The organism is Burkholderia sp. MSMB1835 (assembly GCF_001526365.1).
Lineage (GTDB): Bacteria > Pseudomonadota > Gammaproteobacteria > Burkholderiales > Burkholderiaceae > Burkholderia.
Map to the genome: position 1 here is coordinate 1 of NZ_LOYP01000045.1, position 13179 is coordinate 13179.

Annotated in this window: 14 protein-coding genes and 1 pseudogene; 8 read left to right on the top strand and 7 right to left on the bottom strand. The window is 67.0% G+C overall.

Annotated features, from left to right (window positions below; translation table 11 throughout):
• Together WS96_RS33770 and WS96_RS20160 are read right to left on the bottom strand one after the other, a co-directional pair.
• Positions 1-166, bottom strand: a pseudogene (locus WS96_RS33770) (nitrate/sulfonate/bicarbonate ABC transporter ATP-binding protein); the annotation flags it as partial.
• A 22-nt stretch (positions 167-188) separates the two neighbouring features.
• On the bottom strand, positions 189-1946 hold the full coding sequence (locus WS96_RS20160; protein WP_059504874.1) for an ABC transporter permease: 1758 nt from the start codon (positions 1944-1946) through the stop codon (positions 189-191).
• A gap of 508 nt (positions 1947-2454) precedes the next feature.
• Here WS96_RS20160 and WS96_RS20165 point away from each other — a divergent pair.
• Positions 2455-2721: a double-stranded DNA-specific endonuclease gene (locus WS96_RS20165; protein WP_011545926.1), complete on the top strand. Its 267-nt coding sequence runs from the start codon at positions 2455-2457 to the stop codon at positions 2719-2721.
• Between the two features lie 42 nt (positions 2722-2763).
• On the opposite strand, the gene WS96_RS20170 is transcribed toward WS96_RS20165, so the two are convergent.
• Both WS96_RS20170 and WS96_RS20175 read right to left on the bottom strand, forming a co-directional pair.
• On the bottom strand, positions 2764-4083 hold the full coding sequence (locus tag WS96_RS20170; protein ID WP_059504872.1) for an ATP-binding protein: 1320 nt from the start codon (positions 4081-4083) through the stop codon (positions 2764-2766).
• Positions 4067-4792 (bottom strand): response regulator, encoded by a 726-nt coding sequence (locus tag WS96_RS20175; RefSeq protein ID WP_006493394.1) that lies wholly within the window; start codon positions 4790-4792, stop codon positions 4067-4069. Before WS96_RS20175 ends, WS96_RS20170 begins: the two co-directional genes overlap by 17 nt.
• A 224-nt stretch (positions 4793-5016) precedes the next feature.
• Here WS96_RS20175 and WS96_RS20180 point away from each other — a divergent pair, with 224 nt between their 5' ends.
• Positions 5017-5571 (top strand): periplasmic heavy metal sensor, encoded by a 555-nt coding sequence (locus WS96_RS20180; RefSeq protein WP_034208093.1) that lies wholly within the window; start codon positions 5017-5019, stop codon positions 5569-5571.
• Positions 5572-5638: 67 nt separating this feature from the next.
• Here the strand turns inward: WS96_RS20180 and WS96_RS20185 are convergent, their stop codons facing one another.
• Positions 5639-6349, bottom strand: a complete 711-nt coding sequence (locus tag WS96_RS20185) for a pirin family protein (RefSeq protein WP_059834867.1) — start codon at positions 6347-6349, stop codon at positions 5639-5641.
• Positions 6350-6713: 364 nt separating this feature from the next.
• On the opposite strand from WS96_RS20185, the gene WS96_RS20190 reads away from it, so the two are divergent.
• From WS96_RS20190 to WS96_RS20205, 4 genes are all read left to right on the top strand, one after another.
• The gene (locus tag WS96_RS20190) at positions 6714-7496 is read left to right on the top strand and encodes an ABC transporter substrate-binding protein (protein WP_059834995.1); all 783 of its coding nucleotides are present in this window, start codon (positions 6714-6716) and stop codon (positions 7494-7496) included.
• Positions 7497-7725: 229 nt separating this feature from the next.
• Positions 7726-8415, top strand: coding sequence for an ABC transporter permease (locus WS96_RS20195; RefSeq protein ID WP_034208096.1), 690 nt, complete (start codon positions 7726-7728; stop codon positions 8413-8415).
• Positions 8412-9125 carry an ABC transporter permease gene (locus WS96_RS20200; protein ID WP_034208097.1) on the top strand — a complete coding sequence of 238 codons (714 nt, stop codon included), beginning with the start codon at positions 8412-8414 and terminating at the stop codon, positions 9123-9125. Before WS96_RS20195 ends, WS96_RS20200 begins: the two co-directional genes overlap by 4 nt.
• An 18-nt stretch (positions 9126-9143) precedes the next feature.
• A complete protein-coding gene (locus tag WS96_RS20205) occupies positions 9144-9923 on the top strand; it encodes an ABC transporter ATP-binding protein (RefSeq protein WP_034208098.1) in 780 nt (259 codons plus the stop codon).
• A 66-nt stretch (positions 9924-9989) separates the two neighbouring features.
• On the opposite strand, the gene WS96_RS20210 is transcribed toward WS96_RS20205, so the two are convergent.
• Positions 9990-10487, bottom strand: coding sequence for a GNAT family N-acetyltransferase (locus tag WS96_RS20210; protein WP_059834869.1), 498 nt, complete (start codon positions 10485-10487; stop codon positions 9990-9992).
• Between the two features lie 136 nt (positions 10488-10623).
• On the opposite strand from WS96_RS20210, the gene WS96_RS20215 reads away from it, so the two are divergent.
• Entirely contained in the window at positions 10624-11550 is a 927-nt protein-coding gene (locus tag WS96_RS20215; RefSeq protein ID WP_082720316.1) for a LysR family transcriptional regulator, read from the top strand.
• Between the two features lie 30 nt (positions 11551-11580).
• Here WS96_RS20215 and WS96_RS34095 read toward each other — a convergent pair whose 3' ends face one another.
• On the bottom strand, positions 11581-11730 hold the full coding sequence (locus tag WS96_RS34095) for a hypothetical protein (RefSeq protein ID WP_179949963.1): 150 nt from the start codon (positions 11728-11730) through the stop codon (positions 11581-11583).
• A 362-nt stretch (positions 11731-12092) separates the two neighbouring features.
• Between WS96_RS34095 and WS96_RS20220 the strand changes: the two genes are divergently transcribed.
• Complete coding sequence (locus WS96_RS20220; protein WP_059834997.1) at positions 12093-13172, top strand: porin; 1080 nt, start codon at positions 12093-12095, stop codon at positions 13170-13172.
• The last annotated feature ends 7 nt before the right edge of the window (positions 13173-13179 follow it).

Genomic DNA, 13179 nt, shown 5'->3' on the forward strand with positions numbered 1-13179 from the left:
CGATCTCGCCTTCGCGCAGCGACAGGTTCGCGTCGTCGAGCACGAGCAGCTCGCCCTGCGTCTTGTTGAAGCCGCGGCAGACGTGATCGACGCGCAGGATCTCTTCACCGAGGCGCGGCGGCTGGGACGTCTGGACGGGGGCGTTTACAGCATTCGGATTGTGCATCGCGTTTCGCTCTCAATCGGTCTCAGTCGAGCCGCAGCTTCGCTTCGGCGAAGGCATACAGCGGGCGCCACAGCAGGCGGTTGAACAAGGTGACGAACAGGGACATCACGGCGATGCCCAGGATGATCTTCGGAAAATCGCCGGCGGCGGTGGTCTGCGCGATGTAGGCGCCGAGGCCGTGCGCCTCGATCCTGGTGCTGCCCCACTGCACGGCTTCCGACACGATGCTCGCGTTCCACGCGCCGCCCGATGCGGTGATCGCGCCCGTCACGTAGTACGGGAAGATGCCGGGCAGAATCGCCTGGCGCCACCACTGCCAGCCGCGAATGCGGAAGTTGGTCGCCGCTTCGCGATAGTCGTTCGGGTAGGACGTTGCGCCGGCGATCACGTTGAACAGGATATACCACTGCGTGCCGAGCACGATCAGCGGCGACAGCCAGATATCCGCGTTCAGGTGGAAGCGCGCGATCACGATCACGAACACCGGGAACAGCAGGTTCGCCGGGAACGCGGCGAGGAACTGCGCGAGCGGCTGCAGCTTCTCCGCCAGCTTCGGGCGCAGCCCGACCCACACGCCGATCGGCACCCAGATCACGGAGGCGATCGAGATCAGCACGACCACACGCAGCAGCGTGATGAGCCCGAGCACGAGCACGTGGCCGACCTCGGCCATCGTCACGCCGGTCGCGACGAAGCTGACGACGCGCCATACGATATAGGCCGTGCCGATCAGCACGAGCCCCGCCCATGCGATGTCGACCGTGCGCGACGCCTTCTTCTCGACTTTCGGCAACGTGAAGCGCATCGCACCGGACAGCGGCAGGCGCAGCGGGATCCGCGCGGCCTTCGCGAAAAACCAGCCGGCCGGTACGAGCAGCTGATGGATCAGCCGCGTGCGGCGCACGAGGTCGAGCAGCCACGATTGCGGCGCGTCGCCCGACGCGGTGTTCTCCATCCGGAACTTGTCGGCCCACGCGATGAGCGGGCGGAACAGGAACTGGTCATACGCGAGGATCACGACCGTCATCGTCAGGATCACCCAGCCGATCGCGCCGAAGTTCTTGTCCGAGATCGCCTGCGCGAGATACGCGCCGATGCCCGGCAGCGTGATCGTCTGGTTGCCGACCGTGATCGCCTCCGACGCGACGACGAAGAACCAGCCGCCCGACATCGACATCATCATGTTCCAGATCAGGCCCGGCATCGAGAACGGCACTTCGAGCTTCCAGAAGCGCTGCCAGGACGTCAGGTGGAAGCCGCGCGACACTTCGTCCAGATCGCGCGGCACCGTGCGCAGCGACTGGTAGAAGCTGAACGTCATGTTCCACGCCTGGCTCGTGAAGATCGCGAAGATCGCGGCCAGCTCGGCGCCGAGCACGCGGCTCGGGAACAGCGCGAGAAAGAACGTGACCGTAAACGAGATGAAGCCGAGCACCGGCACCGACTGCAGGATGTCGAGGATCGGGATCAGCACCATGCCCGCGCGGCGGCTCTTGGCCGCGAGCGTGCCGTAGACGAGCGTGAACACGAGCGACGCGACCATCGCGGCGAGCATTCGCAGCGTGGTGCGCAGCGCATATTCGGGCAGGTTCGACGGATCGAGCGAGATCTTCTGCGTCTGCAGCACGCCGATCGGCGCCATCGTTTCGTGAAAGCCGACCACCGCCATCGCGATCAGGCAGATGATCAGCGGAAATGCGATGAAGTCCCACCGGTTCGGCAGCACGCGCCACGCGGATGCGTTGGCGGTCCGGTTCGGATTGAAGAATCCGACGTTCATCAGGCGCCCTCCCCGGTAAGGCCGATCGAAGCCGGCAGTCGATGTTGATTCATGGCAAAGCGCACGGGCGCGGTAATTCGATTGACTGGCGATCTCGTGCACGCGCGGCGCGCCGTGCACGCACGCATGCGCAGCCGCGGCCGGTCGAGCCGGGCCGCGACGGCACGACACTACACCAACCTGTATTTCAGGTACAACCGTCCCCGGACGGCGCAGGCAGCGCAGGGATCGTGCCCGGCGCGTGGGCGGATGGCGGGCGCGCGGTACGGAACGGCCTGGCCGCAATCCCGCGGCCGGCACGCAGGCCCGAATTATGCCGTGATCCGGGCCGGCCGTGAACCCGCCACCCGCACACGGACACAAACCGTGTCCGGCATCAGCAGCCGGAGACGGCGAAGCAGGTATGATCGGGGCTAGCCCCCGGGGGTCGTTTCGGCCGTGTCGCGGCAATGCGCACGCACTTTGTGTCGACAGGCCCGGGGATCGACCGACGAGCGGGAGGAAGGGAATGGCAGGAAACTTGGTGATCGTCTGTCGCGATCAGGATGCCGATGCGTTCTATGAACTCATGCAGGAGTACGGGTCGTTCCAGACGCGGCTGTCGTCCACGGCGTGGTACCTGAACATGAACGTCGTGCCGGAATCGCTGCAGGAGGAAATCCTGGAGCGTCTCGGCCGGTATACGACCGTCTACATCTTCGAGGCCACCACGGTGACCTACAACACGATAGACAGCAACGCGGCCGAGACGCTCGGCACGCTGTTCGGCGAATGACGCCGCGCGGCGCCTGCCCGGTAGGGCAGGCGCCGCAGCCGCTCACGCGGCCTGTGCGTGACGTTCGTCGTCCTTCGGCACGACCTCGAACGGGAACGTCATCGACACGCGCAGGCCGCCTTCGGGGCGATTGCCGATGTCGCACGCGCCCCCGAGCCTGAGCACGAGCCGCTCGACGATCGCGAGCCCGAGCCCGCTGTGGCCGTTCCCGCCGCGCGCGGGATCGAGCCGCACGAACGGCCGCGTGGCGGCCGCGAGGTCGCGCGGCGCGATGCCGCCGCCGCTGTCGCTGACCGACAGCACGTAACCGGTCGGCGTGCGCGCCGTCTCGACGAGCACGGGCGGTGCGCCGTACGCATGCGCGTTGTCCAGCAGGTTCGACAGGATCCGGTCGAGCGTCGCCGTCGGCAGCCGGAAGCCGGGATCGGCCTCCAGCCGCGTCTGGACCGTCGGCGCGTTCGGCGCGACCGCGCGGTAGCTGCGCGCGATCCGCTCGCACGCCTGGTCGACCGGCACCGGCTCGCTGCGATCGGCCCCGCCATGTGCAAATACCAGGAACTGGTCGACGATGTGCGACATCGAGTCGACGTCGCGCACGACGCCGTCGCGCAGCCGCGCGTCGTCCATCATTTCCGCCCGCAGGCGCATCCGGGCGAGCGGCGTGCGCAGGTCGTGCGCGACGCCGGCCAGCATCACCGCGCGATCGCTCTCGGCCTGCGACACCTGCTCCACCATCTGGTTGAAGCCGCGCGTGAGCTGGCGCAGCTCGCGCGGCCCGCGTTCGCGCAGCGGCGGCACCGGCTGCCCGCGGCCGAAACGCGCGACCGCGCGCGCGAGCGAGCGCAGCGGCTGCTGCAACTGCCAGGCCGCGAACAGCGCGGCGATCACGCCGGCCGAGAAGATCGTGCCAAGCCACAGCAGCATCCGGTCGAGCGAGCGCGGCGGCCGCAGCGGCTGCACGGGCACCACGATCCAGTTGCGGTCGGCCGGCTCCTTCACCCACAGCACCGGCGGATGGCCGGGCGTGCCGATCTCGACCTGCGTGCCGGGCGGCATGCGGTCGCTCACGTCGTCGCGGAACCGCTTCAGCGGCGGCGGCAGCCCCGCATCGCCGCCCTTCGGCACGTCGGCGCTGTCCGGCGACACGAGCCGCACGCGCGACGGCAGCGGCTGGTCGGGCGTGCGCGCCACGTGCTGGCGCACCGCATCGACGAGGAACGCGGCCTCCTCGACCGCATAACGCGTCTGCATCTGGTTGCGCTCGAGCCGCATCGCGAAGAACCACGCGAAGTGCGACAGGAGCAGGACGCCGACGACGAGCAGCGCCAGCCGCCCGAACAGCGAATCAATGGGTTTGCGCATGGGCCTCGCCGTCGGGCACGAACACGTAGCCGCGCCCGCGGACCGTCTGGATGAAGCGCGGCGTCGACGGATCCGTTTCGAGGATGCGGCGCAGGCGCCACACCTGGACGTCGATGCCGCGGTCGGTGCCGTCGTACTCGGGCCCGTGCAGCAGCTCGAGCAGCCGCTCGCGCGTGAGCGTGCGCAGCGCGTGGTTCACGAAGATCTTCAGCAGCGCGAATTCGCTGCTCGACAGCGTGGCCGGCTTGCCGTCGACCGACAGCGTGCGCGCCTGGAAGTCGAGCAGGAAGCGGCCGAACGCGAACGGCTCGCGCTGCTCGGGCGCGGCCGCCGACGGCGTCGCGCGGCGGCGGCGCAACACGGCCTGCACGCGTGCGAGCAGCTCGCGCGGGTTGAACGGCTTGCCGAGGTAGTCGTCCGCGCCGAGCTCGAGCCCGACGATGCGGTCGACGTCGTCCGCCCGCGCGGTCAGCATGATCACGGGGATGTCGTCGCCGGCCGCGCGCAATTGGCGCAGCGCGGTCAGGCCGTCCACGCCCGGCATCATCAGGTCCAGCACGATCAGGTCGGGCCGTTCGCGCTCGAGGCGTTTCTCGAGCGTCGCCGCGTCGTGCAGCACGGACACTTCCATCCCCTGGCGCACGAGATAGTCGCGCAGCAGGTCTCGGAGTTCTTGGTCGTCGTCGACGATGAGGATCTGGGTAGTCATGGCTCGAAGTTTATCGCGCGAGGGCGGAGTGGAAGAACGAAACAAAGGGGCGAAAGGGTTACTGCGGGTTACCGCGCAAGGGAACTGTAATGCACGGTAACCGGGCCGCCACCCCGCGTAACACCCGCCGGGGCCCGGATCGCTAACCTGCGTCTTACCGGATGCGGTACCCGGCTTTCCCGGCACCGCATCGCCGGACCCTTTGGATACAAGGAGTTTCTGAAATGTATAAGAAGACTTCCCGCGTGGCCATTGCGGCCGCCACCGTGCTCGCTCTCGCATTCGGCACCGCGCATGCCGCGCAGCCCAACGACATGCCGCCGCCGGGCGGCCCCGGCATGCACCGGATGCATGACGGCCACGAAGGCGGCCCGTTCGGCGCGATCATGAAACTGCACGATCAGTTGAAGCTCAACGCGTCGCAGGAGCAGCAATGGCAGGCGGCCGTCAACACGATGAAGCAGAACCGTGACGCGATGCGCAAGAGCCACGAGCAGATGCGCGAGCAGTTCAAGGCGCAGCAGAACCAGCCGATCCTCGACCTGAGCGCGATGCATTCGGCACGCCAGCAGGCGGAGGCGCAAAACGCGCAACTGCGCGAGCAGACGTCCGCCGCGTGGCTCACGTTCTACAACGGGCTGAACGACTCGCAGAAGACGATGGTCAGCACGGCGCTCAAGCAGCAGTTCGCGAAGATGGAGCAGCGCCACGAGAAGATGAAGGAGCGCTGGGAGCAGCATCGCGCGGCCGCCAAGGGCGCGTCGGCGCCGGCGCAGTAAGCCGGCGGGCCGCTCTCGCAGCGGCGCGGAAGGGGGCGCAGGCACCGGCCTGCGCCCCCTTTTCGTTTCAGGCGACGTCGAACAGCAGCACCTCGGCCGTGCGGCCGCGCGCGAACGCCACCGCGTCCACGCCGCCGATCCGCGCGCCGTCGCCGACGGCCAGCGCGCGGCCGTTGACCTCGACCTCGCCGCGCGCCACGTGCACGTAGACGCTGCGCCCGGCCGGCACGTCGAATGCGGTCGTCTCGTCGCCGTCGATCAGCCCCGCGAAGATGCGGGCGTCCGCCCGCATCGACAGCGCGCCGTCGCCGCCGTCGGGCGCCGCGACGAGCCTCAACCGGCCGCGCTTCTCGTCGTCGGCGAAACGCCGTTCCTCGTAGCCGGGGCGCCCGCCCCGCTCGGCCGGCTGCAGCCAGATCTGCAACAGGTGCAGCGGCCGATCGCGCGACGCGTTGGTTTCACTATGCACGAGCCCCGTGCCGGCGCTCATCCGCTGGATGCCGCCGGCACGGACGATCGCGCCGCAGCCGAGGCTGTCGCGGTGCGCGAGCGCGCCGTCCAGCACGTAAGTGACGATCTCCACGTCGCGGCGCGGCTGCATCCCGAACCCGCGCGTCGGCGCGATCAGGTCCTCGCTCAGCACGCACAGCGCGCCGACGGGCGGACGCGCCGGCGCATGGGCAGGCGCGGTGCGGCACGCGGACGAAAAACTGTGACTCGATTCGAGCCAGCCGTGGCGCGTGTGGCAGCGGTCTTCGGCGCGCAGGATCTGGAACATGGGGTGAACGCTCGGGACGCAGATTCTTGGTTCGGGTTTACCTCAACTGTAGGGTGAGGTCGAACGCGCCACAATCCGTCGCCCGCGCACCGCATCGTTGCATTCGTGCAATCAATTGTCGGAATATCCGCCCCGAATGCCACGATTACCGCAACAGCCGAATCGAGGAATCGGTCGACCGTGCCGGATTGCCGTTTTCCGGGTATCGCGTTCGGGTAAAATACCGCCCTTTTGGCGTTCGCCGTTCCGGCAGCCGCCAACGCCAGAGCGCCGATCGGCGATTTTTGGCCGTCTAGAATACGCCGCGGCGCCCGGTCCGACCGGCCGCGAGCGCCCCCGGAAAGTCAGCAACAGAAGGATGGAAATGAAGAAGGCCGCCCTGTGCGCCGCCCTCGCCCTCGTGGCGGGCAGCGCCTTCGCGAAGGAGTGGAAGACCGTGCGGATCGGTGTCGATGCCAGCTACCCGCCGTTCGAGTCGACCGCGCCGAGCGGCGAGATCGTCGGTTTCGACGTGGATCTCACCAAGGAAATCTGCAAGCGGATCAACGTGAAATGCGTGTGGGTGGCGCAGGATCTCGACGGGATCATTCCGGCGCTGAAGGCGAAGAAGTACGACGTCATCGTGTCGTCGCTGACCGTCACGGACAAGCGCCGCGAACAGATCGACTTCTCCGACAAGGTGTACGACGCGCCCGCGCGAATGATCGCGAAGACCGGCTCGCCGCTGCTGCCGACGGTCGCGTCGCTGAAAGGCAAGCGCGTCGGCGTCGAGCAGGGCTCGACGCAGGAAACCTACGCGAAGGCGTACTGGGAACCGCAGGGCGTGACGATCGTTCCTTACCAGAATCAGGACCAGGTCTATACCGATCTCGGCTCGGGCCGCCTCGACGCGACGCTGCAGGACGAACTGCAGGCCGATTACGGCTTCCTGCGCACGCCGCGCGGCAAGGGCTTCGCGTTCGCCGGGCCGGAGGTGAAGGATCCGAAGACGATCGGCGACGGCACCGCGATCGGCCTGCGCAAGGAAGATACCGACCTGAAGCGCAAGATCAACCAGGCGCTGGCCGACATGCACAAGGACGGCACGTACGACCGGCTGTCGCACAAGTACTTCTCGTTCAGCATCTATTCGGCGTCGGCTCGCTGAGCGCCGACGAGAAGCAGCAGCGGATGCGGGGGCGGCCCCGCGTCCGGGCAGTACAGGCAGTCAACCACGCGCCGCCCGCTCCCTTGCCCGCCGCTCGCGCGACGGGCGGGCCCGGCCCCGTTGCCGGGGCGGACGGTCATGATACGCACGGGGCGTTCCGCGCAGCTTGGCGGGCGCGTCTTTCGCGGCGCACTGCGTGCGCCCTCAGGGACCACACCAGGGACCCCATATGTTTCTACAAGGCTACGGCCCGCTGATCCTCGCCGGCACCTGGCAAACCGTCAAACTGGCGGTGCTTTCGCTTGCGCTGTCGTTCCTGCTGGGGCTGCTCGGCGCCGGCGCGAAACTGTCGCGCAATCGCGTGACGAACGGCGTCGGCACCCTCTACACGACGCTGATCCGCGGCGTACCCGATCTCGTGCTGATGCTGCTGCTGTTCTACAGCCTGCAGATCTGGCTGAACATGGCGACCGACGCGCTCGGCTGGGACCAGATCGACATCGATCCGTTCCTCGCCGGCGTGCTCGTGCTCGGCTTCATCTACGGCGCGTACTTCACCGAGACGTTCCGTGGCGCGTTCCTGTCGGTGCCGCGCGGCCAGCTCGAGGCCGGCAGCGCGTACGGGATGACGAACTGGCAGGTGTTCACGCGGATCATGTTCCCGCAGATGATGCGCTTCGCGCTGCCGGGCATCGGCAACAACTGGCAGGTGCTCGTGAAGTCGACCGCGCTCGTGTCGATCATCGGCCTGGCCGACGTCGTGAAGGCGTCGCAGGACGCCGGCAAGGGCACGCTGCGGTTCTTCTTCTTCACGCTGATCGCGGGTGCCGTCTACCTCGCCATCACGACGATCTCGAACTTCGTGCTGATGTGGCTCGAAAAGCGCTACTCGACCGGTGTCCGCAAGGCTGACCTATGATCGAACTCATCCAAGAATACTGGCGCAACTATCTCTACACCGACGGCTATCGCATCACCGGCGTCGCGATCACGCTGTGGCTGCTGGTCGTGTCGATCGGCCTCGGCTTCTGCCTGTCGGTGCCGCTCGCCGTGGCGCGCGTGTCGAAGAAGAAGTGGCTGTCGGGCGCCGTTTGGCTGTACACGTACGTGTTCCGCGGCACGCCGCTCTACGTGCAGTTGCTGCTCTGCTACACGGGCCTCTACAGCCTGCAGGTCGTGCGCGGCACGCCGATGCTCGACGCGTTCTTCCGCGACGGGATGCACTGCACGCTGCTCGCGTTCACGCTGAACACCTGCGCATACACCACCGAAATCTTCGCGGGCGCGATCAAGGCGACGTCGTACGGCGAAATCGAAGCCGCGCGCGCATACGGGATGTCCACGTTCACGATGTACCGCCGCGTGATCCTGCCGTCGGCGCTGCGCCGCGCGCTGCCGCTGTACAGCAACGAAGTGATCCTGATGCTGCACGCGACGACGGTGGCGTTCACCGCGACCGTGCCGGACATCCTGAAGATCGCGCGCGACGTGAACTCGGCGACCTACATGTCGTTCCACGCGTTCGGCATCGCCGCCCTGCTCTACCTCGTGATCTCGTTCACGCTCGTGTGGCTGTTCCGCCAGGCCGAGCGCCGCTGGCTCGCGTATCTGCGCCCGCAAGGCAAGTAAGTTTCCGCAGGAATACTGATGAACTCCCAGAATCAAAAGCTTTTCGTCGACGATCTCCACAAGCGGTACGGCGACAACGAGGTGCTCAAGGGCGTGTCGCTGAAGGCGAACTCGGGCGACGTGATCAGCGTGATCGGCTCGTCCGGTTCCGGCAAGAGCACGATGCTGCGCTGTATCAACTTCCTCGAGCAGCCGAACGCGGGCCGCATCTTCGTCGACGGCGAGGAAGTGCGCACCGCGCTCGACAAGACGGGCGCGCTGCGCGCGGCCGATTCGAAGCAGCTTCAGCGCGTGCGCACCAAGCTGTCGATGGTGTTCCAGCACTTCAACCTCTGGTCGCACATGAACGTACTCGAGAACGTGATGGAAGCGCCGGTGAACGTGCTCGGCATCCCGAAGAAGGAAGCCGAGGACCGTGCGCGCGAATACCTCGAGAAGGTCGGCCTCGCGCCGCGCGTCGAGAAGCAGTATCCGTCGCATCTGTCCGGCGGCCAGCAGCAGCGTGTCGCGATCGCGCGAGCGCTGGCGATGCATCCGGACGTGATGCTGTTCGACGAGCCGACCTCCGCGCTCGATCCGGAACTGGTCGGCGAAGTGCTGAAGGTGATGCAGAAGCTGGCCGAGGAAGGCCGCACGATGATCGTCGTCACGCACGAGATGGGTTTCGCGCGCAACGTGTCGAATCACGTGATGTTCCTGCACCAGGGCCGCGTCGAGGAAGAAGGCGTGCCGGCCGAGGTGTTCGCGAACCCGAAGAGCGAACGCCTGCGCGGCTTCCTGTCGGGCAGCCTCAAGTAACGCGTCCGTCACGCACGACGCCCGAACGGGCGCCTCGCGGTTCGCCGCGCGGCGCCCGTTTTGCGTTTACGCGACGCTCACCGGCGCGCCGTCGGCGAACGCGCGCAGTTCGTCGCCCGCCAGCCGGTAACGCACCCATTCGCTCTGCGGCGCCGCGCCGACGCGCTCGTAGAAGCGGATCGCCGGCTCGTTCCAGTCGAGCACGCTCCATTCGAAACGCCCGCAGCCCGACTCGACCGCGATCCGCGCGAGCGCCTTCAGCAGCCGCAGCCCCGCGCCGGCGCCGCGAAAACGCGGCGATACGTACAGATCCTCCAGATACAGCCCCTGCCGCGCGAGCCACGTCGAATACGAGAAGAAATACACGGCGAAGCCGGCCGGCTCGCCGTCGACCTCGCAGATCAGCGCACGCGCCGGCGAGCCTTCGCCGAACAGGCTGCGCTCGAGCGATTCGGGCGTCGCGACGACTTCGTGTTGCGCCTTCTCGTAGACGGCCAGTTCGGTGATGAAGCGCAGGATCAGTGGCGCGTCGGCGACGGTGGCGGAACGGATATCGATTTGCACGGTGGGGAGCCCTCCTTCGGCCCGGACGGAAAACGGAATACGGCGCCGGCGCTGTCACACCTGGCGCCGGTCAGATCGACATGCTACGTTCACGGCACAACTGCAGGAAGTGCAGTCTTTTCATTCCGACCTGAACATGATGCATCCCGACCTCCGCCGCCTCGACCTGAACCTGCTGCTCGTGTTCGACGCGTTGTACCGCCACCGGTCGGTCGCGGCGGCCGCGCATGAGCTCGCGCTGAGCCCGTCGGCGTTGAGCCATGCGCTCGCGCGGCTGCGCGACGCGATCGGCGATGCGCTGTTCGTGCGCCTCGGCAACGAGATGCAGCCGACCGTGCGCGCCGACGACATCGCCACGTGGGCCGGCGACGCGCTCGACGCGATGTCGAAGGGGCTCGCCCGCGCGCGCCGCTTCGATCCCGCGCAAAGCGACCGGACGTTCGTATTCGCCGCGACCGACTACACGGCGTTCGCGGTGCTGCCGGCGTTCCTGGCCCGCATCCAGCACGTCGCGCCGCACCTGCGGATCCGCGTCATCCATTCGGACCGCAAGATTTCCGTCGACGAACTCGCGGCCGGCCGCATCGACTTCGCGCTCGGCTACCACGAGGAATCGGCGGCCGACGCGCCCGGCATCGAGGATTTCGACTGGTTCTCCGACGACTATGTCGTGATCGCGAGCGCCACGCACCCGGACATCCGTCGGCGGCTGACGCTCGACCAGTATCTGGCCGCCCGCCACGTGGTCGTCACGCCGTGGAACGAAGCGCGCGGCGTCGTCGATCACGTGCTCGACCGGCTCGGTCTCGCGCGGCAGGTGGCCGTGCAGTTGCCGACCGTGCTGGCCGCGCCGTTCGTGATCGCGGAGTCGGCGCTCCTGATGACCGTGCCGAACCGCGCCGCGCAGGCGCTGCGCCACGCGGCGCCGATCCGCATCTTCCCGGCGCCGTTCGCGATCCCGCGCTACACGGTGAAGGTCTACTCGCATGCGAAGCACGCGCGCACCGATGCGCATCGCTGGATTCGCGCCCAGTTGCTCGACGCACGACCGCGCCCGGACTAAGCGCGACGCGTTGCGCGACGGGCATTTCAGTCATCGATCGACGATGGCGGCAATCGCCCGAATCATTACGAAATACTTACCAATTTCGCGACTTTCGCGCTTACGCCGGCGCCCCGGCAACGTCAATAGTGGCAATCCTTGACCCATGCCCGCGAAATCCATGTCTGCCTTGCGGGACAAGGGTTTTCCGGCAATCGAGCACCCTTGGGACCCCTGTTGCGCAGCGTGTTGCATGGCAATTTGGCGACAGCGGTTAGTCAAACAACGATTTCCGTCGCCACAAAATTGTATTTTTGCTAAATTAGTAACCAAAGTAGCAAAACGAAGTTCGTGAAATGTAGTTTAGCTTCACGACACAACAAGGAGACCCCGCAGGCCGACCCGGCTGCGCGGGACCGCTCAACGGTTTTCCGTCTGCTTGCCCGCGTGCCGCGCTTACCGGCCCTGCACGAGGTCTCCCTGGTTATCCCGCTTTTGCCCGGCGCTCGCGCTCCGGGCATCTCGTGCAGTCTGGGTTGACTTTTTGACAGGGTATGGAGGAGATGATGAAGAAAGCTTTGGTCGCGGCCGCGCTGATGGCTGCTGGGGTGGTGACGGCGCACGCGCAGAGCAGCGTCACGCTGTATGGCCGCCTGGATGCAGGCATCGAGTACATGAACGGCCTGCAAAACGGCCACCAAGTGCGCGCGGAAAGCGGCGACTGGGGCACGAGCCTGTGGGGCTTGAAGGGTAGCGAGGACATCGGCGGCGGCAACAAGGTCCTGTTCCACCTCGAAGGCGCGTTCAACACGATGACGGGCGGCTTCAGCGGCTCGATCTGGGATCGTTTCGCGACCGTCGGTATCTCCAACGACCGCTACGGTACGCTGCTGCTGGGTCGCGAACTCGCGATCGCCAACGGCGTGTGGGACTTCGACCCGTTCGGCCAGTCGGCCTGGTCGACGGCCTCGCTGGTGCGCGGCCGCAACTGGAACAAGACCAGCAACAACGTGTCGTACCAGTCGCCGTCGCTCTACGGCCTCGACTTCTACGGCCAGTTCTCGTTCTCGAACTCGACCAGCTTCAACGGCAACACGACGGCCGGCCAACCGGGCCGTGCAATGGGCGGTCAGGTCACCTACACGAACTCGCTGTTCCAGTTGCGCGGCATCTACGACGAAACGCGCGACAGCAACGGCCGCTTCTCGGACGTGTTCAACTACTCGCGCGAATACTTCGCGGGCGTGAACGTGTTCCTCGGCCAGTTCAAGGTTCAGGCGGCCTACCAGGCATCGCGCGCCGACGGCAGCGGTGGCCCGGCAGTGAACGCCGGCGTGACGGGTACGCAACAGGTGTGGGGCGGCGTGACGTGGCAAGCAACGCCGGCAGCGGCGCTGATCGCGGCCGTGTATCACGTGAACGCGAACCACGGCGGCGGCAACGCGAACATCTACACGGTCGGCGGCTCGTACAACATCTCGAAGCGCACGCTGTTCGACCTGCAGGTCGCGACGGTGCGCAACAGCAAGAACGCGAACTTCGGCCTGAACGCGAACGGCGCCGGTACGGCCGTGTCGACGGGCAACCCGAATCCGGGCGGCAGCCAGACCGGCGTCTACGCCGGCATCCAGCACCTGTTCTGATCAGGCG

Excerpts from the sequence above, each read along its gene's own strand:
- WS96_RS20205 (WP_034208098.1), top strand. The coding sequence starts at position 9,144 with ATGAACTCCCAGAATCAAAAGCTTTTCGTCGACGATCTCCACAAGCGG.
- WS96_RS20200 (WP_034208097.1), top strand. The coding sequence starts at position 8,412 with ATGATCGAACTCATCCAAGAATACTGGCGCAACTATCTCTACACCGAC.
- WS96_RS20215 (WP_082720316.1), top strand. The coding sequence starts at position 10,624 with ATGATGCATCCCGACCTCCGCCGCCTCGACCTGAACCTGCTGCTCGTG.
- WS96_RS20195 (WP_034208096.1), top strand. The coding sequence starts at position 7,726 with ATGTTTCTACAAGGCTACGGCCCGCTGATCCTCGCCGGCACCTGGCAA.
- WS96_RS20165 (WP_011545926.1), top strand. The coding sequence starts at position 2,455 with ATGGCAGGAAACTTGGTGATCGTCTGTCGCGATCAGGATGCCGATGCG.
- WS96_RS20175 (WP_006493394.1), bottom strand. The coding sequence starts at position 4,792 with ATGACTACCCAGATCCTCATCGTCGACGACGACCAAGAACTCCGAGAC.
- WS96_RS20160 (WP_059504874.1), bottom strand. The coding sequence starts at position 1,946 with ATGAACGTCGGATTCTTCAATCCGAACCGGACCGCCAACGCATCCGCG.
- WS96_RS20170 (WP_059504872.1), bottom strand. The coding sequence starts at position 4,083 with ATGCGCAAACCCATTGATTCGCTGTTCGGGCGGCTGGCGCTGCTCGTC.
- WS96_RS20190 (WP_059834995.1), top strand. The coding sequence starts at position 6,714 with ATGAAGAAGGCCGCCCTGTGCGCCGCCCTCGCCCTCGTGGCGGGCAGC.
- WS96_RS20185 (WP_059834867.1), bottom strand. The coding sequence starts at position 6,349 with ATGTTCCAGATCCTGCGCGCCGAAGACCGCTGCCACACGCGCCACGGC.
- WS96_RS20220 (WP_059834997.1), top strand. The coding sequence starts at position 12,093 with ATGATGAAGAAAGCTTTGGTCGCGGCCGCGCTGATGGCTGCTGGGGTG.
- WS96_RS20180 (WP_034208093.1), top strand. The coding sequence starts at position 5,017 with ATGTATAAGAAGACTTCCCGCGTGGCCATTGCGGCCGCCACCGTGCTC.